The sequence below is a fragment of the Pseudomonas graminis genome (genome assembly GCF_013201545.1).
Taxonomy (GTDB): Bacteria; Pseudomonadota; Gammaproteobacteria; order Pseudomonadales; family Pseudomonadaceae; genus Aquipseudomonas.
Map to the genome: position 1 here is coordinate 2,676,962 of NZ_CP053746.1, position 17,473 is coordinate 2,694,434.

A 17,473-nucleotide genomic window follows, 5' to 3' on the forward strand; every position below is an offset into this window, starting at 1 on the left:
CGGATAAGGCGATTTATGCGCTCGGACATACTGGCTCTCGGCAGCGTGCGGTTACTGCGCCTGGCATTGGGCTTGATTCTGGTCATCGTAGGCACAGCGTTGCTGGTCGCCCAGGGCCTCTCGTGGGTGGCGCTTGAGCCCAGAATGTTACGAGCGCTGGAAGGCGGCGCCATCTGTGCGTTGGGCACCGCGCTGGGGGCCGTGCCGGTGCTGGTGATCCGTGGCATGCCGGTGGCGGTGTCCGACGGCCTCCTGGGTTTCGGCGCCGGCATCATGCTGGCGGCGACAGCCTTTTCGTTGATCGTGCCGGGCCTGGGCGCGGCTCATGACCTGGGCTTTACCCCATGGGGCGCCGGAGCCTTGGTCAGCTTCGGGATACTGCTCGGGGCGGCGGGTTTGTTTCTGGTGGATACGCTGGTCTCCAGAGGGCCGCAGTTATCGGAGGTGGCCGGGAAACCGGCGATCCCTTCGAACATCTGGCTGTTTGTGATTGCCATCATTGCCCACAACATTCCGGAAGGCATGGCAGTGGGGGTGTCGGCAGGCGGCGGTCTGGCCCACGCCGACAGCCTGGCGATGGGCATCGCTTTGCAGGACGTCCCGGAAGGACTGGTTATCGCGCTGGTGCTGGCGTCCGCCGGCATGTCGCGTCTCAAGGCGTTCCTGATCGGCGCGGCGTCCGGACTGGTCGAGCCGGTATTCGCGGTGCTGTGCGCCTGGCTGGTGGAAGTCGCCGCATCGCTGTTGCCGGTGGGACTGGCGTTGGCGGCCGGGGCGATGCTGCTGGTGGTGACCCACGAAATCATCCCCGAATCCCGTCGCAATGGTCACGAAAAGATCGCCAGCTTCGGATTGCTGGTCGGGTTCTGCCTGATGATGGTGATGGACACCGCGCTGGCCTGAGGAGCGCGCAGGTGAAGGTCTGCCTCAGCCCAGCTTCGACAGCGTCACGGCATCCGGCTTGCCATCAAAAAACGCTTCAAGCACTTGCTGAAACACTGGCGTGTCCGGCGCGACCGCTGCAAACAGCGTCATGCTTGATCGCAGCTTCATGTCATCCGGTGAGCCCATGATCTGCGTGGCGCTGCGGTCTTTCCACTGAAGCAACGCTTCGCAGCAGCGCGCTAGCCGATCGCCCAATACCGGATGCTGCACATAAGCGATCGCCTCTTCACGGCCACTGATGCCATACCGCCGGGCCATGTCGCTGTGGCCCAGGCCGGCCAGCTGCGGGAAGACGAACCACATCCAGTGCGACTGTTTACGCCCGGACTTGAGTTCCGCCAATGCCCGTTCATGCATTGACGCTTGCGCCTCGACAAATCGCTGCAGGTCAAATGGATCGCTCATTTCACTCACCTCGTCCTGACCACGGCACCCCGCCGTTCCTGAGATTGAGACTACAGCAGCGGGCGATGTTTCCAGCTCTTTGAGGCGCCGACTCCCCAGGTGGATAAAAACCCTTATAATCCTGCGCCTATTCATCTGATGCGAGATCCGCCGTGAGCTTACCGCCGTGCCCAAAATGCAGTTCCGAGTACACCTATGAAGATGGCAGCCAGCTCGTGTGCCCGGAATGCGCCCACGAGTGGTCGGCTGATGGCGCCAGCGCCGAAGCGGGCGATGACACAAAGGTCATCAAGGACGCAGTGGGTAACACCCTGCAGGACGGCGACACCGTTACGGTCATCAAGGACCTGAAGGTCAAAGGCTCGTCGCTGGTGGTCAAGGTCGGCACCAAGGTCAAAAACATCCGCCTGGTGGACGGCGATCACGATATCGACTGCAAAATCGACGGCATCGGCGCGATGAAGTTGAAGTCCGAGTTTGTGAAAAAGGGTTGATCCCGCAAATCCGCTGGCTACCCACTATGATCGTTCCTCACGCTCCGCGTGGGAACGATCATAGTGGGGCAACACGCCTCCGCCTCAGCTCGGCAAATTGATCCCGAACGTATTCACCCCATGCTCACTGCGCACGAACACGGTGCCGCCGTGCATCAGGGCGATGGCTTTGACGATCGCCAGGCCCAGCCCGTGGTTGGCGCCGCTGTTGCTGCGCGAGGCGTCGACGCGATAGAAGCGCTCGAACAGTTTCGGCAGATGCTCGCCAGCAATCGGCGCGCCGGGATTGGTCACGCCAATACTGACGTGATCACCCTCATCGCGAATATCCACCTGAATCAACTGCCCCGGCGAGGTGTGCTGCACCGCGTTGTGCAGCAGATTGATCAGCGCCCGGCGCAAGTGCGCGGTTTCGATCGGCGCGTTGGCATCCCCACGCACTTCAACCTGGACCTGGGCGTCCTCGAGAATGAAATCCAGATAGTCCAGGGTCTTCGCCACTTCTTGGGCGAGCGAGGCCTGGGTCAGTTGCGTCGCCTTGCTGCCCTGATCGGCGCTGGCGAGAAACAGCATGTCGTTGATGATCGAGCGCAGCCGTTCGAGCTCTTCGAGATTGGATTGCAGCACCTCGAAGTAATGCTCGGCGGATCGCCCTCGGGTCAGCGCTACTTGGGTCTGGCCGATGAGATTGGTCAGCGGCGAGCGCAATTCGTGGGCAACGTCGGCGTTGAACGACTCCAGCCGCGAATACGCCTGCTCCACCCGATCCAGCGTTGAGTTGAAGGAGGTCACGAACTGATCCAGTTCCGGCGGCAGCGGCGACAACTTCAGGCGCCCGCTCAGTCGTGGCGGTGTCAGCTTGCGCGCCTCCAGGGACAACTCCGTCAGCGGTTTCAGGCCGATACGCGCCACCCAGTAACCCAATGCAGATGCGAGCAGGATGCCGATGGCCGCCAGACTGATCAGCGCGATCAGCAGGGAATGTTGGGTCTGCCAGAAGGTTTCGGTGTCGACCGCTGTCAGAAAACGCAGCGGCGGGCGTTGATCTTTCGCCGGGAACTGACTGACCAGCACCTTGAACGGGTAATCATGGCCCCTCAGGTTCAAGTCGCGCATGCCCAGCGGGCCGTTGGCAAAGGCACGGATCTCGGCGTCCGGGTCGCCGAATTCGTAGGTCGGGTTGTCGCTGACCACCCAGAAGCGCAGGCGTTTGTCTTCCTCGCTAAGCAGCCTGAGCTTGGCGTTGATCTTGGCCCAGTGTTCCGGGTTTCCGTAACGCTGCACGGCGGATTCGAGCACGCTGTAACGGGCGTCGACCTCCGCTTCCGGCAACAGGCCGAGGCTTTTATCCACTTGCAGGTAGAGCGCCCAGCCGATCAACAGAAACACCAGCAGCGCCACGAGGGCGAACATGCCGCTCAGGCGCAGGGCGATGGAATTAGTCGACACGACGGCTCTCCAGCACGTAACCCATGCCGCGGATGGTGTGCAGCAATTTTTGCTCGAACGGCCCGTCGAGCTTGGCCCGCAGTCGTTTGATCGCGACTTCGACGACGTTGGCGTCGCTGTCGAAATTCACGTCCCAGACCATCTCGGCAATCGACGTCTTCGACAGGATTTCCCCCTGACGCCGGGCCAGTACGCTGAGCAGCGAAAACTCCTTGGCGGTGAGGTCCAGACGCACGCCGGCACGGGTGGCTTTGCGGCTGATCAGGTCGATCCACAAATCGGCGACACTGATCTGCACCGGCTCGTGGCCGCCGCTGCGCCGGGTCAGGGCTTGCAGACGCGCAACCAGTTCCAGAAACGAGAACGGCTTGCCTAGGTAATCGTCGGCGCCTTCGCGCAGGCCGCGTATGCGATCGTCGACGTTCTCGCGGGCGGTGAGCATGATCACCGGCGTCTGTTTACGCGCACGCAGGGCGCGCAGCACGCCATAACCGTCCAGGCCCGGCAGCATGACGTCGAGAATGATCACCGCGTATTCGCTTTCCAGCGCCATGTGCAGGCCTTCGATGCCTTCGCGCGCGACGTCGGTGGTGTAACCCTGCTCGGTCAGGCCCCGGTGCAGGTAATCGGCGGTTTTCTCTTCGTCTTCGATAATCAGGACACGCATCGGTCCACGCTCACTTTTCGCTGCTTGCTTATTAGGTGCTTGGGTTCAACCGCTTATTTTTCAGCAACCAGGTCGGCCGCAGCCGGCCTGGAAACTGTTGAACCTGATGCTACCGAGCCCGGCGTTGGACGCTGGCGATGGAAAATTCGCTCCAGTTGCAGGTAGATCACCGGCGTGGTGAACAGCGTCAACGCCTGGCTCACCAGCAATCCTCCTACCACGGCGATGCCCAACGGCTGACGCAGCTCAGCGCCGACACCATAACCGAGCATCAAGGGCAGCGCGCCGAGCAATGCGGCCAGCGTGGTCATGATGATGGGCCGAAAGCGCGTCAGACACGCTTCATAGATAGCGTCGCGCGGGGACATCCCGCGATTGCGCTGGGCGTCCAGCGCGAAGTCCACCAGCAGGATGCCGTTTTTCTTGACGATGCCGATCAGCAGCACGATGCCGATCAGGCCCATGATCGAAAAGTCCTGACCCATCAGCCACAGCAGCAACAGTGCGCCGATACCGGCGGAGGGCAGGGTGGAAATGATCGTCAGCGGATGGACGAAGCTTTCATACAGCACGCCCAGAATGATGTACACCGCCACCAGCGCGGCGAGAATCAGCCACGGCTGGTTCGCCAGCGAGCTCTGAAATGCCTGGGCCGCGCCCTGGAAGTTGCCGATGATCGAGGCCGGCATGCCGATCTCGTTCTTCGCCTGATCGAGCAACACCACGGCATCGCCCAGCGCCACGCCCGCCGACAGGTTGAAGGACAGGTTCGCGGCCGGGAACATCCCGTCATGGCTGATCGACAACGGGCCCATCCTCGGCGCACCGACCTTGGCCAGCGCCGACAGCGGCACCATTTCATTGGTCAGCGGCGAGCGCAGGTAAAAGTAGTTCAGGCTTTCGGCCTTGCCGCGCTGTTGCGGCTCCAGCTCCAGAATGACTTTGTACTGGTTGATGTCGGTCTGGTATTCGTTGATCTGGCGCTGACCAAAGGCGTCGTACAGCGCCTGATCGACATCTGCTGTGGTCAGGCCGAAGCGCGCGGCGGCGCTGCGGTCGATGTCCAGATGCGTGACGCTGCCGCCCAGTTGCAAGTCGTTGGAGAGGTCGCGGAAAGCCGGCAGTGTTTTCAGCTTATCGGTCAGCTTCTGCGTCCAGACATTCAGCAGCGCGCCGTCGTTGCTCTTGAGCACGTATTGGTACTGCGCGCGGCTCGGCCCGGAACTCAGGTTGATGTCCTGCCCCGCGCGCAGGTACAGGACGATGCCGGGGATCTGCGCCAGTTTCGGCCGGATCCGGTCGATGAACTGACTGGCGGAAACGTCACGGTCTGCACGGTCCTTGAGGGCGATCCACACCCGGCCGTTGGCGATCGTCTGGTTGCTGCCGCTGACCCCCACCGAGTGGGAAAACGCCTTGACCGCCGGATCGGCCGCGATGATTTTCGCCAGCTGTTTGTGTTTCTCGATCATGTCCGGGAAGGAAATATCCGCCGCCGCTTCGCTCGTGCCCAGCACCATGCCGGTGTCCTGCACCGGGAAGAAACCTTTGGGGATCAGCACATAGCCGACAACCGCCAGCACCAGAGTCAGGCCAAATATCCCCATCATCAATCGCTCGTGGGCGAGGGCGAAGCGCACGCCGCGGGCATACCGCGCCAGCAGTCGTTCGCCGAAGCCGGGTTTGGCGTGGGGATCGTGCTTCGGCGCGCGCATGAACAGCGCCGCCAGGGTGGGTGCCAGGGTCAGCGAGACCACCACCGAGATCAGAATGGTCGACGTCGCCGTCAGCGCGAACTCCTTGAACAGCCTGCCGACCACGCCGCCCATGAACAGCAGCGGAATGAAGGCGGCGACCAGCGAAAAGCTGATCGACACCACGGTAAAGCCGATTTCGCTGGACCCTTTGATCGCCGCGTCGCGCTTGCTTTCGCCGGCTTCCAGGTGTCGATGGATGTTCTCCACCACGACAATCGCATCGTCGACGACAAACCCCACCGCGACCACGATGGCCACCAGCGTCAGGTTATTCAGGCTGAAGCCGAGCACGTACATCAGCGCGAAGCTGGCGACGAGGGACACGCCCAGCACGGCAGTCACGATCAGCGTCGCAGAGAGCTGGCGCAGGAACAGCGCCATGACCGCAATCACCAGCGCGATGGCAATCAGCAACGTCATTTCCACTTCATGCAGCGACGCACGAATGGTTTTGGTGCGGTCGCTGAGCACCGAAACGTCCACCGACGCCGGGAGCATTTCCTGCAATTTGGGCAACTGGCCGAGCACGCGATCGACCGTCTCGACGATGTTCGCGCCGGGCTGGCGGAACACCACGATGTTCACGCCCTGTTGATCCCCGGACCAGGCCCGCACGTAGGCGTTTTCAGAACCGTTGATGACTTTCGCCACGTCACGCAGATGAACCGGGGCGCCGTCTTTGTAGGAAACAATCAGTTGTTCGTAGTCCTTTGCCTGAAACAGTTGGTCGTTGGAGGCGAGGGTGGAAATGCTGTCTTTGCCATACAGCGCGCCCTTGGCCAGGTTGAGGCTGGTCTGCTGCAGGGATTCCCGCAGATCGGCGAGGGTCAGCCCGATGGACGCCAGTTTTTCAGGCGCCGCCTGGACGCGAATTGCCGGACGTTGCTGGCCAGTGATGTTGACCTGTCCGACGCCATCGATCTGACTCAACTGGCGCGCCAGCAGGGATTCGGTGACGTCGCTGAGTTCGGTGCCGGGCATCAGGTTCGAGCTGACGCTGAGGATCAGCACCGGGCTGTCCGCCGGGTTGACCTTACGCCAGGTCGGCAGCGTCGGCAGGTCTGCGGGCAAACGTCCAGCCGCCGTGTTGATCGCTGCCTGCACTTCCTGCGCGGCGGTGTCGATGCTTTTGTTAAGGGTGAATTGCAGGGTCAGGTTGGTGGAGCCCAGTGCGCTGCTCGAGGTCATCTGGGTCATGCCGGGAATGGCGCTGAATTGCACTTCAAGCGGTGTTGCCACCGATGACGCCATGGTTTCGGGGCTGGCACCGGGCAACTGGGCCGCGACCTGAATCGTCGGAAATTCGGCTTCCGGCAGCGGCGCCACTGGCAGGCGAGGGAAGGCGATGCAGCCCAGCAGCACCAGCGCGAAGGTCAGCAGGACTGTGGCAATCGGGTGATTGACGCACCAGGCGGAAATAGACCCGCGGCTGTTCATTTCGCCGCCCCGGTGGCGTCGGCAAGGGCATCCACAGGATCACCCTTGACCACCTCGATGCGCGTGCCGTTTTTCAGGCGCGACTGACCGTCGCTGACCAGCACGTCATTGGCCTCCACCCCGCTGATCAACATCAGGTCGCTGTCCTGATACAGCACCTTGACCGGCACCACCTCGGCAGTGTCGCCTTTGATCCGATACACGTAATGCTGGTCGATGCCGCGCTGCACCACTTGCGGCGGGACCTTCAGGGCTCCGCGGTCGATGGCGGTCTGAATCCGCACGGTCACCAATTGCCCGGGCCATAGCTTCTCCTGCGCATTGTCGAATATCGCCTTGGCGCGGATGGTGCCAGTGCTAGCGGCCACCTGATTGTCGATCAACAGCAACTTGCCCTGACCCAGCAGCGTGCCGGTCGCCCCTTCGCCGAGGTAGGCGTTGACCGGCGCGGGCGTGCTGGAAGCAATCAGATCATGCAGCGTGGGCAGCATCTGCTGCGGCAGGGAAAACTCCACTGACACCGGGTCGATCTGCGTCACCGAGAACAGCCCGGTCGCGTCGCTGACGCGCAGGAAGTTGCCCTCATCGACGTTGCGGATGCCGACCCGGCCCGTCACGGGCGAGCGTATTTGCGTGTAGGAAAGCTGCACTTGCGAGGCATTGATCGACGCCTGATTGCCCAGTGCCGTGGCCTTGAGTTGGTCGACCAGCGCTTGCTGTTGATCGTATTGCTGCCTGGAAATGCTGTTGTCGACGGTGAGCAGCTTGTAGCGCTTGAGGTCGACGTTGGCCACGTTCAGCTGCGCCTGGCTCTGGGTCAACAGCGCTTTGGTCTGTTCGAGGGCGGCGCGGATCGAGCGATCATCGATGGTTGCCAGCAGATCACCCGCCTTGACCTGCTGCCCTTCCTTGACCAGCACTTTGGTCAGGATGCCGTCCACCTGCGGGCGGATCACCACGCTTTGCAGCGACAGCACCGAGCCTATGCCGGTGACATAACGGGGCACGTCTTCCTGCATGACGTTGATGACGCGCACCGGCACGGCAACGGGAGCGCTGACCTTTTTCGCAGCGGGGCGGGTCATCGCCCAGACGCCTATCGCCACCAGCACGACCAACACGGTCGCGAGCACCACCACTTTGTTCTTCTTCTGCATACAGGGACAGGCCAACCAGTGAATGAGGGGCGGGTAACCGGAAGCGTCCTTTATAACCCTTTGACCCGGTCAGCAAAATGACTGCTACCTGTCAATATTGTCAGGTGAATAAGGGCAGACGATGAACGTGGGTAAAGAAACAGCGCCGCAGGGCGATACCCAAGTAGAAGCCACGAGTTTCGATGAACGAGTTCTACTGTGACGGGGAAAATTCCTACATAAACTTCGTGAGTTCTAAATGCTTGTTCACAGGCCGGGACTTACTTTGTGAGCCGGGCCTACTCCGGAGTGTTTGCGATGAAAAGCCAAAAGGCTGTTTCGCTGTTTTTCTCGATCACGGTCATCGGTGCGTGTGCCATGACAGTGCCGGCCGCCTGGGCTACCCAAGGCGCGCTAATGTTTCACGGCAGCGTGACCAATGCGACGTGCGACGCGCAGGTTTATAGCGCTCCGTCTTCAACCGGCTCTTTTAAAACCTTGCGAGCCGACACTTATCTGACCGTGGGCGATAGCGGTGGTGACGACACGTGCGCTCAGCGAGTTGGGCCCGTACAGGTCACTTTCAACGAGCTGTCCGCAGCCGGGCCGGATATTCACGCGGGCATCGTCACGCTGACGTACCAATAGGCGGTTTCTAGCTTCCCCTAAAACATTCGCTGACGAACCCGGCTCAATCGAGCCGGGTTTTTTGTGAGTGAAGGCTTCTAAGGCGCCCTTCTGCGGCCAGGCCTTTCGGAGCACGGTGCAAACGTTCGTACCAGGTTTTCTGGAGGCTCAATCACGCAAGCCCCGGCCTACGGGAGGTGTGACACAAAAGCGTAACCTCCTACTGAAAAGTCCGACGCGCCCCACTGTGCTTTCTGTCCATAGGAAGTAGAGCGCCTGACAGCCGCCCTTGGAAGCGCTGCTTATAGTTCGTCTCGTCCTTTTGGGCACACACGAATCGACACAAGGAACGTCGTTATATGAAAAAGCTTTCTCTTACCCTGGCTATCGTGGCCGCGTTCGGCCTCGGCATTTCCGGTACCGCGAATGCTGCCAACAACGGCAAACTTGTTTTCACCGGCACCCTGACCAACATCACGTGTGACATCGGCGCCGGGACTGGCGCAACCCCCGGCAACAACCCGGGCGAGATCAACGTAGACCTCGGCAACGTCTCTTTCTCCGACATCGGGCTCTTTGCCGATAACAAACTTGAAACCGCTTCGCCTATCCAGCTGTTGGTCAACTGCACCGGCGGCGCCGCTCAATACAACACTGTCAACATGCGCTTCGTTGCCCGTCAGGGCAGCGGTCTGGATAACCTCGATCAGAAACTGCTGCGTGCGACCGGTGCGGCAGACGGTGTGGGCATCGGCCTGCTCAATGCATCCAACCAGTTGATGGACCTGAGCGGCAACGAAACCATCGACACGCCGCTAATCAAGGACGGCGCCGATGGCGCTACCGCCGAGATCAACTTCGGCGCGGTTTACGTTCTCAATGGCGCGCCGACCAATCCGGGTAACGCTGACGGCTTCCTGCCGTTCGTGATGGATTACCAGTGATGTAGCAGGCGAGCGGGCGCTGCTCGCTCGCCTTCCTCACGCGCTCACTTCCAAACCCGAGACGGTCTCATCATGCTTCCTGATTTCATTCGTTGCTCCGCCATCTGGCTGGGGTTGCTTCTGGCTGCCCCGGCGCAGGCGGGTATCGTGCTCAACACTACGCGTGTCATCTACCAGGCCACGGACAAGGAGGTCAGTTTCGTTGTGAACAACAGCGGCACGGCTGACATCCTTGCCCAGTCCTGGCTCGAAGCGCAGAGCGACACCGAGAACCTGCCCTTCGTCGTCACCCCGCCGCTGGCGCGAATGGCGGGCAGTACGCGGCAAATGATTCGGGTGATCTACGCCGGCGAAGGTTTGCCTCAGGACCGCGAGTCGGTGTTCTGGCTCAACGTCCAGGAGATCCCGCAATCGGCGAAAGACAACCAGCTGCAGATCGCGATTCGCCAGCGTATCAAGCTTTTTTACCGTCCCGCCGCATTGAGTGGCGACCCGCTCGACGCTGCAAAAAACCTGCGATGGCGCGTGCACGACGGCCAGCTGGAAGTCAGCAATCCGACGCCCTATCACGTGTCGATGATCCAGATCGACGCCCGACAGCAGGGCAAGACGCTGTTCACCGCCGACAGCCGGATGCTGGCGCCCCTGCAGACCGTGCAGTTGCCGCTCAAGCAGACGGCCAGCGGTCAGGCGGTGGACCTTCGGTTCATCAGCATCAACGATTTCGGCGCGCAGGAGCCGTACACCGCAAAGGTGTCCGGTGGACAGCCGACCCAAGCCATCAAGGCCGCCAATGTCGTGACCCACGCCGAGTAGCCACTCGGTTGCGGGTGGAATTTTGCCCAGGTCTTTCTTCGGTCGCAGTCATGCGGCTCCAGCGCCTTGCGCCTGCCAAACATGATTTTGCCAGCGCGTCGGAATCGAGAACACGAGTGAAACCAGCCAATGGAACCCCGAGATCACACCAAGGGACATGCACGGACCGCAGCATGCTTTTCCCCCGTCGACCGCAGACATCAGGCACGCCGGCCGTTCCTGCTGAACCCGTTGGCGAGGATCATCCTCGCATCGGCAGGGCTGGCGCTGGTCTCGTCTGCGACGGCAATGACTGATCAAAAAAGCGCCGCGACCGACGTGAAATTCAATACCTCGTTCATTCAGGGCACCGATCAGCCTGCCGATCTCGCGACGTTTCTGCATGGCAACAGCGTGGTCCCCGGAAGCTATCGGGTGGACGTCTACGTCAACCGTGTCCTGAGCGGGCGGCGCGACATCAACTTTGTCCCCAATGCTGGAAAAGGCTCCGTCGAACCCTGTCTCACCTTGGACATGCTCCGCCAGTTCGGCATGAACGCAGAGGCTGTGCAAGCCGGCGACACCTCGCCAACAGCGTGCTTCGATCTCCCGGCGCGTGTCGAATTTGCCCGCGTCGATTACCAGCCGGCGAGTTTGCGCCTGAACATCAGCATTCCTCAGGCGATGATGTCGCGCAGCGCTCGCGGCTACGTGCCGCCGGAATTATGGGACGAAGGCGAGACCGTCGGTTTCGTCAATTACAACTTCAGCGGCGCGCGCCGTCACCGCAGCGACCAAGGTCGATCTCAAGCGCAGGATCAGTATTACCTGAGCCTGCGCAACGGCATGAATCTGGGTGCCTGGCGGCTACGCAACGAGTCTTCGCTGACCTATGGCAATGATCAGCCTTATCGCTTTCGCAGCAATCGGACGTTCATGCAGCGTGACATCACCTCGCTGAAAAGCCAGCTGACCCTGGGCGAGACCTTTACCGATTCGCAAGTGTTCGACAGCGTTCGGTTCCTCGGCGCCATGGTGATGTCCGATGAGGGCATGCTGCCTGACAGCGAGCGTCTATTCGCGCCGGTCATTCGTGGCATCGCCGACACCAACGCCTTGGTGGAAGTGCGGCAGAACGGTTTCATGCTTTACAGCGGCAACGTCTCGCCGGGGCCGTTCGAAATCACCGACATCTACCCCAGCGGGTCGAACGGCGATCTGGAAGTGACGGTGGTCGAAGCCGACGGCAGCAGGCGCGTGTTCGTGCAGCCCTATGCGTCACTGCCCATCATGGTGCCGAAAGGCGCGTTGCGCTACAGCCTCGCCGCCGGCCAACACGACAGCAACACTGAAGACGGCCTTTCACCCTCGTTTGCCAGTGGCACGCTGGTGTATGGCCTGACCGAACGGGTGACGGCTGCGGGTGGCGTGCAAACCGCCGAGGATTATCAGGCCGGCAACATCGGCGCGGGGGTCAATACCGGGCTGGGCGCGGTGTCGCTGGACCTGACCCAGTCCCTCAGCCGACAGCGCGAGCAACGCTACAGCGGACAGAGCCTGCGCCTGCGCTACGCCAATACGCTGGACCTGACCAACACCACCCTCGCCGTGGCCGGTTATCGCTATTCAACGGATCAATACCTGACGTTCGACGATCACGTCGATGCGTTGCAAGCAGATGACGGGTCAGCCCGCGCGCGCGCCAAAGATCGCATCGAAATCAGCCTGACCCAGGCGCTGCCGGAGCAGTCTGCGTCGCTGAGCTTTACTGGATCCGAGCAGCGCTACTGGGACAGAGGCAGCAAGACGCGACAGCTTTATCTGTCGTGGAACTCGGCGTGGCGTAGCCTTAGCTACAACGTGTCGGTGGAGCGCAATCAGACCTTCGAACGCAGCGGAGAAAGCCAGTCCGACAACCGCATTGCGCTGACAGTGAGCCTGCCGCTGGGAAGCGATTCCGGTTCGTCGCGGCTGTTTGCCAATGCCGTTCGTGACAGCGCCGGCGCGTCCAGCCTGCAGTCCGGCTTGAACGGTCAGCTGTTCGACGACCGCAACAGCTTCTACTCGCTGCAGGCCGGGCACGACAGTGCGTCGGGCTCATCGGGCTTCGGCAAACTCAGCACCACCACGGCCTACGGGCGTTTCGACGCGGGGTACGGGCAGGGCAGGGATTATCAGGCGCTGAGCATGGGCGCTTCAGGTTCGGTGGTTGCTCACGCGGGCGGGGTGAATTTCGGTCAGCCCCTGGGCGAGACCTTCGCCCTGGTGCAGGTAAAAGACGTCAGCGGTGCGCGGCTGAGCAATTTCAGCAACGTCGAAACCGCCGATAACGGCTACGCCATCCTGCCTTACGCTCAGCCGTATCGGACCAACTGGGTCAACCTCGACACGCGTCAGTTAGGTGCCGACGTCGAGCTGGAGAATGCCGTGGATCAAGTCGTGCCCCGCCGTGGCGCGGCGCCCTTGGTCAGCTTTCGCACGGCAATTGGCCGGCGTGTGCAATTCGACCTGGAGCGGGCCGATGGCAGCCGCGTGCCAATGGGCGCAGCGGTGGAGGACGAGCAGGGCAAGCCGCTGGCGACCGTCGATCCGAGCGGGCGAGCACTGGTACTGAGCGAACGGGACAGCGGCGAGCTCATCGTCAAATGGACCGGTCAACAGTGCCGCGCAACCTTCGTGCTGCCGCCGAAAGAAGCCCACCGCAGCTACGATCGCCTGAAGGTGCAGTGCCAATGAACCGCGCTTGCCTGTCAGGTATTTTGCTGGTCTTGATCAGCGGCATGGCCCAAGGCGCGGTGTCGCTGTCAGGCACCCGGTTGATCTTCGACGGTCGCTACAACGAGGCGACGATCGAGGTCAGTAACCGCGGAGCTTCCGAGGCTCTCATTCAAGCCTGGCTCGATACGCCGCGCGGGGACGATCAACCAGGCAATGGGCCCTCAGCTGATCTGCCGTTCGCGTTGACCCCGCATCTGGCGCGCATCCCGGCAAAGAACAAACAAACCTTGCGCCTGCTCTATGAAGGCATTGGCATGCCCCAGGACCGGGAGTCGATGCTGCATCTGTACGTGCTGGAAATCCCACGGCGCAGCCCGGCGGTTCAGCAACTGAGCATTGCCATACGCCAGCGCATCAACGTGTTCTACCGCCCGGCGGGGCTGGCCGGCGATCCGGCGGATGCCCCGCAATCGCTGATCTGGCAACGCGTTCCGTCGGCCAACGCTGCGCTGTCCCTGCGCAACCCGACGCCGTATCACGTTTCGCTGCAGGACCTGCGCATCAATGGAATCAAGGTCGCGGACCACCGGTTGCTGCCGCCTTTTTCGGACGCATCACTGACGCCGCCTGTCCTCGGTACGAAGGGCACACTGCCCGAAACCCTGAGCTTCAAGGCCATGACCGATTACGGCGGGCAGCGTGAGTACTGCGCGCCATATCGGGAAGGGCAGCCGTTCACTGTGCCGCTGGGCAAGCCGGATTCACACTCACTCACAGGAAAATGCTGACATGAAAACATCCATTATCCGAAAGTGGCTGATGCTGCCAATCACGTTGCTGATGACGCTGCTGATGCCTGGCCTCGCACTGGCGCTGACCTGCAAGACCCAGGGCGCTGGTGAGTCAGTGGTTCGCGCGGACCTGAGCAGCACCGTTGCCATTCCTGCGAACCTGCCCGATGGCAGCGTGGTCTGGCGCTCGGAGCGATTGAACCTTGCCGTCGAGTGTGCGCGGGACGAAGCGGGCGGCCCTGAAGACGTGTTCATGTACCTGAACCCTGAAAACTTGCAGATCGGGGAAGGGATTCGCGCCGGACTCACGTTAAGTAGCGTTGATTACGTGCAAAACAGCGGGCGTATTCCTACGCAACAGCAGGCGCCTGCCTGCACGGATGCAAGCTCGGGCTGCCCGAGCGTCACGTTCAACCTGCCGTTTTCAGTGTTCATAGAGAAGTACGGCCCGACCCCGCCCTCCGGCGTCGCCAGTGATCTGTACGACTATCGGATGTTTCAACTGGATGGCCGCGACGGGCCGAACCCCGGGGCTGACGGCAAGTTGAGCTACGTCATCAACAACCTGATGGGCTTGCGCTTTGTGGCGTGCGACGCCGAATTGCGCGTCATGCCCGAGACGGTGGACTTCGGCGACGTTGCCATTCGCAATGTGCGAGTGGGAGAGATGGCGACATTTCAGCGCTTTGCCCTGGCCACCAGCCGGACCTGCGAATCGCCGTTCAGCCTCAATGCGCGAATTACCCCGGTGTCCGGGATACTCAAGGGCGATGTGCTGGTGCCGGTCGACAACGACAGCATCGGCATTCGGATCACCCAGGCCCGCGACCGCTCGCCCGTACCGTTCCACGAACCCTTTCACCTGACCGATCTTCTGGAAGGCAACTACTCGGACACGGCCGACTTCAACGCCGAACTGCTGTGGCAAACCAGCACGCCGACCGCGGGGCCTTTTTCAGCGGAAGTGATGGTGGATCTGTTCTACAAATAGGCGGGCGCAGCCGGTCTGTTGGCAGCAGCGATCCGGCGGCGATTCAGGTATGCTGCGCGGCCCTCGGGCGCCGCCCGTATTCCTCGACCGTCTGCCATCCCGGAGCTTTCATGACCACCCCCGAACACACGCCCGCTCCTGAACTGGACACGTCGGTCGACATCAACGCTGTCCCGGCGGATACAAAACCTGCGATTCCCGCCTTCAGCTTCCCGTTCAAACCGGGCGAGTTGTTGCAGGCGAAGAAGGATCAGCAGCACTACAAGGGTTCAGGCAAATCGAACCACGACAAGCGTCCGGGCGTTGCGCCATCAGGCACACGTCGGTCGATGGGCAAGCGCTGATTACGCTTTCGCTGACGCGCGCTGCAGGATCATTCTCCGCCCGCCATGCTCATGCGTCCTTGCGAAAACTGTCCCGGTATTGAGTCGGCGTCACTCCCAGACGCTGGCTGAAGATCAGCCGCATCCGCGCGGCGCTGCCAAACCCGCAGTGATACGCCACCGCCTTGATCACCATTTCGCTGCCTTCCAGCAAGTGCCGGGCAGCGTCGATGCGCGCGCGCTGCACGAACTCTGCAGGGGTGACCTTGGCGTCGCGGGCAAATACCCGGGCGAACGTGCGCGGACTCATCGCCACCACGTCGGCCAGCCGCTCCACTGAAAACGGTTCGCCGATGTGCTCCATCACATAGCGCTGCACCTTGGCCACGGGCGAATCGTCGTCTGCCGACGCCGTGAGGTACGGGCTGAATTGCGACTGCCCGCCCTGACGCTGGGCGACCACCAGCAGACGCTTGGCCACCGCGAGGGAAATTGACGGGCCGTGATCCTCCGCCACCAATGCCAGCGCCATGTCGATGCCCGCTGTGACCCCGGCTGATGTCATCAGCGCGCCGTCGCGAACGTAAATGCGATCAGGCTCAACCCTCGCGTGGGGGAACCGGTCGGCGAGTTGCCGAGCGTGGCTCCAGTGGGTAGCAGCCTGCCGGCCATCCAGCAAACCGGCGTGCCCGAGGATGAACGCCCCGGTGCAGATCGAACCGTAGCGTCGCGCCTGGGGCACGGCTTGCAGCAGCCACTGGGTAAGGGCGGGCATTTCCGCGGCGTCCGGCAGCGAAGGGCCGCCGGGAATCAGGAGGGTGTCGAACGGCTTAGGCGCGTCCGCCAGGGAATACTGCGCACCCAGCGGCATGCCGTTGGACGCAATGATCGGGTAGGGCGCCGAGCCGATGGTGACGATCTCGTAGCCATCACCCTCGGGCAGGAAGCGGTTGGCTTCGGCGAAAACGTCGAGCGGCCCGGCCACGTCCAGGGACTGAACGTTGGGAAACAGCACGATCGCGACGCGCTTCATGCTGGCACACCCGGACCGAAAGGGGAGGCTCGAAGGCGAGGGTTGCTGTGGGAATTATCCCGCCAGCCAGGCACACGCCGCGAACGGTCCGAGCGCAAGTCGCCTTACTTCTTCGGCAACGTGGTGACGTTGTCCCACTCAGTAATCAGCGCTTTCTTGTTCTTGCGGTCGTAGAGGCAGAGCTCGGTTCCCGTCTTGTTCTTCATGAGCGCCTGTTTGTACTGACCTTTGATCAACAGCGCGTTGAAGCCGACGCTGTCATCGAAGGCAGCGTCGGCGCCGGCAGGTTTGGCGTTCTTCAGGGAGCTGGCGCTGACACAACTGTCGACCAGGGTTTTGTTGAAGGCGGTCCAGGCGTCCGGGCTGGAGGCATTGGCCTGACCAGCAGCGGCGGCGGTTAGTACGAGCAGCAGCGCGGTGTGCATCTTCACGGGTAGGCATCTCCATGGCGTGAGGGGTGAACGCGGCCCGGCGCAGAATCAGCGCGGTTCGAGTTCGTGGCGCTGAATATATTGCATACCGGCGCGCTCATACAGCCGGCGTGCGCCGAGATTGCTTTCCATCACCTTGAGGTCGACGTGGCCCTCACCGCGCTGGCGAAAGGCTTCAAACACCTGATCGAGCAGCGTGAGACCCAAGCCCTGATTGCGCGCGCGAGGGTGAACCACCAGGTTGCGGATGAACGCGCTGGTCCAGCATTGCGCAACCGCGACCACACCCTGTGCGTCCTCCAGCACGAAACACAGCGCCCGATCACACTCAGGATCAGTCTCGAAGGCATCAAGCCATGCCGGGTAATCCGCGACGCGACCGCCACCGTGCTCGCGGCCCAGCACCAACAATTGGTGCACCAAAGGCGCGTTTTGCGCGGTGAATTCAACGGGGCGCACGGCGGCCGGCCACCCCGGATCATCAAGGGTCGGGCCGAGATCGCGGCGCATCAGCCAGTAATGCGCGGTGG

Annotated in this window: 17 protein-coding genes; 9 read left to right on the forward strand and 8 right to left on the reverse strand. The window is 61.9% G+C overall.

All coding sequences use genetic code 11. The features are described 5' to 3' along the window. Positions 1–15 precede the first annotated feature (15 nt). On the forward strand, positions 16–903 hold the full coding sequence (locus FX982_RS11995; protein ID WP_172610788.1) for a ZIP family metal transporter: 888 nt from the start codon (positions 16–18) through the stop codon (positions 901–903). Positions 904–927: 24 nt separating this feature from the next. On the opposite strand, the gene FX982_RS12000 is transcribed toward FX982_RS11995, so the two are convergent. Next, a complete protein-coding gene (locus FX982_RS12000) occupies positions 928–1,350 on the reverse strand; it encodes a DUF1810 domain-containing protein (protein WP_172610789.1) in 423 nt (140 codons plus the stop codon). A gap of 152 nt (positions 1,351–1,502) precedes the next feature. Between FX982_RS12000 and FX982_RS12005 the strand changes: the two genes are divergently transcribed. Continuing rightward, positions 1,503–1,844, forward strand: a complete 342-nt coding sequence (locus tag FX982_RS12005) for a zinc ribbon domain-containing protein YjdM (protein ID WP_065990097.1) — start codon at positions 1,503–1,505, stop codon at positions 1,842–1,844. Between the two features lie 84 nt (positions 1,845–1,928). Here the strand turns inward: FX982_RS12005 and FX982_RS12010 are convergent, their stop codons facing one another. From FX982_RS12010 to FX982_RS12025, 4 genes are read right to left on the reverse strand one after another with little or no spacing between them, the layout of a single operon-like run. Then, entirely contained in the window at positions 1,929–3,293 is a 1,365-nt protein-coding gene (locus FX982_RS12010) for a heavy metal sensor histidine kinase (protein WP_122623292.1), read from the reverse strand. Then, a complete protein-coding gene (locus tag FX982_RS12015) occupies positions 3,283–3,960 on the reverse strand; it encodes a heavy metal response regulator transcription factor (protein ID WP_122534987.1) in 678 nt (225 codons plus the stop codon). Before FX982_RS12015 ends, FX982_RS12010 begins: the two co-directional genes overlap by 11 nt. A gap of 53 nt (positions 3,961–4,013) precedes the next feature. Then, positions 4,014–7,154, reverse strand: coding sequence for a multidrug efflux RND transporter permease subunit (locus FX982_RS12020; protein WP_172610790.1), 3,141 nt, complete (start codon positions 7,152–7,154; stop codon positions 4,014–4,016). Beyond that, positions 7,151–8,311 carry an efflux RND transporter periplasmic adaptor subunit gene (locus tag FX982_RS12025; protein WP_172610791.1) on the reverse strand — a complete coding sequence of 387 codons (1,161 nt, stop codon included), beginning with the start codon at positions 8,309–8,311 and terminating at the stop codon, positions 7,151–7,153. The genes FX982_RS12020 and FX982_RS12025 overlap by 4 nt, the downstream gene beginning before the upstream one ends. 297 nt (positions 8,312–8,608) lie before the next feature. On the opposite strand from FX982_RS12025, the gene FX982_RS12030 reads away from it, so the two are divergent. The 7 genes from FX982_RS12030 to FX982_RS12060 all read left to right on the forward strand — a co-directional run bounded on the left by FX982_RS12030 (position 8,609) and on the right by FX982_RS12060 (position 15,500). Further along, positions 8,609–8,938, forward strand: coding sequence for a hypothetical protein (locus FX982_RS12030; RefSeq protein ID WP_172610792.1), 330 nt, complete (start codon positions 8,609–8,611; stop codon positions 8,936–8,938). Between the two features lie 338 nt (positions 8,939–9,276). Then, positions 9,277–9,861, forward strand: a complete 585-nt coding sequence (locus tag FX982_RS12035; RefSeq protein ID WP_172610793.1) for a fimbrial protein — start codon at positions 9,277–9,279, stop codon at positions 9,859–9,861. A 72-nt stretch (positions 9,862–9,933) separates the two neighbouring features. Next, positions 9,934–10,677, forward strand: a complete 744-nt coding sequence (locus FX982_RS12040; protein WP_172610794.1) for a fimbrial biogenesis chaperone — start codon at positions 9,934–9,936, stop codon at positions 10,675–10,677. Between the two features lie 288 nt (positions 10,678–10,965). Then, the gene (locus tag FX982_RS12045) at positions 10,966–13,392 is read left to right on the forward strand and encodes a fimbria/pilus outer membrane usher protein (protein ID WP_172610795.1); all 2,427 of its coding nucleotides are present in this window, start codon (positions 10,966–10,968) and stop codon (positions 13,390–13,392) included. Then, positions 13,389–14,162: a fimbrial biogenesis chaperone gene (locus FX982_RS12050; protein ID WP_254074900.1), complete on the forward strand. Its 774-nt coding sequence runs from the start codon at positions 13,389–13,391 to the stop codon at positions 14,160–14,162. The genes FX982_RS12045 and FX982_RS12050 overlap by 4 nt, the downstream gene beginning before the upstream one ends. Before the next feature lies 1 nt (position 14,163). Next, positions 14,164–15,156, forward strand: a complete 993-nt coding sequence (locus tag FX982_RS12055) for a fimbrial protein (protein WP_172610796.1) — start codon at positions 14,164–14,166, stop codon at positions 15,154–15,156. 110 nt (positions 15,157–15,266) lie between these two features. Further along, positions 15,267–15,500: a hypothetical protein gene (locus tag FX982_RS12060; RefSeq protein ID WP_172610797.1), complete on the forward strand. Its 234-nt coding sequence runs from the start codon at positions 15,267–15,269 to the stop codon at positions 15,498–15,500. A gap of 49 nt (positions 15,501–15,549) precedes the next feature. Here FX982_RS12060 and FX982_RS12065 read toward each other — a convergent pair whose 3' ends face one another. From FX982_RS12065 to FX982_RS12075, 3 genes are all read right to left on the reverse strand, one after another. Next, a complete protein-coding gene (locus FX982_RS12065) occupies positions 15,550–16,512 on the reverse strand; it encodes a GlxA family transcriptional regulator (protein WP_172610798.1) in 963 nt (320 codons plus the stop codon). A gap of 104 nt (positions 16,513–16,616) precedes the next feature. Further along, positions 16,617–16,943 (reverse strand): hypothetical protein, encoded by a 327-nt coding sequence (locus tag FX982_RS12070; protein ID WP_172610799.1) that lies wholly within the window; start codon positions 16,941–16,943, stop codon positions 16,617–16,619. Between the two features lie 48 nt (positions 16,944–16,991). Next, positions 16,992–17,453, reverse strand: a complete 462-nt coding sequence (locus FX982_RS12075; protein ID WP_172610800.1) for a GNAT family N-acetyltransferase — start codon at positions 17,451–17,453, stop codon at positions 16,992–16,994. Positions 17,454–17,473 lie beyond the last annotated feature (20 nt).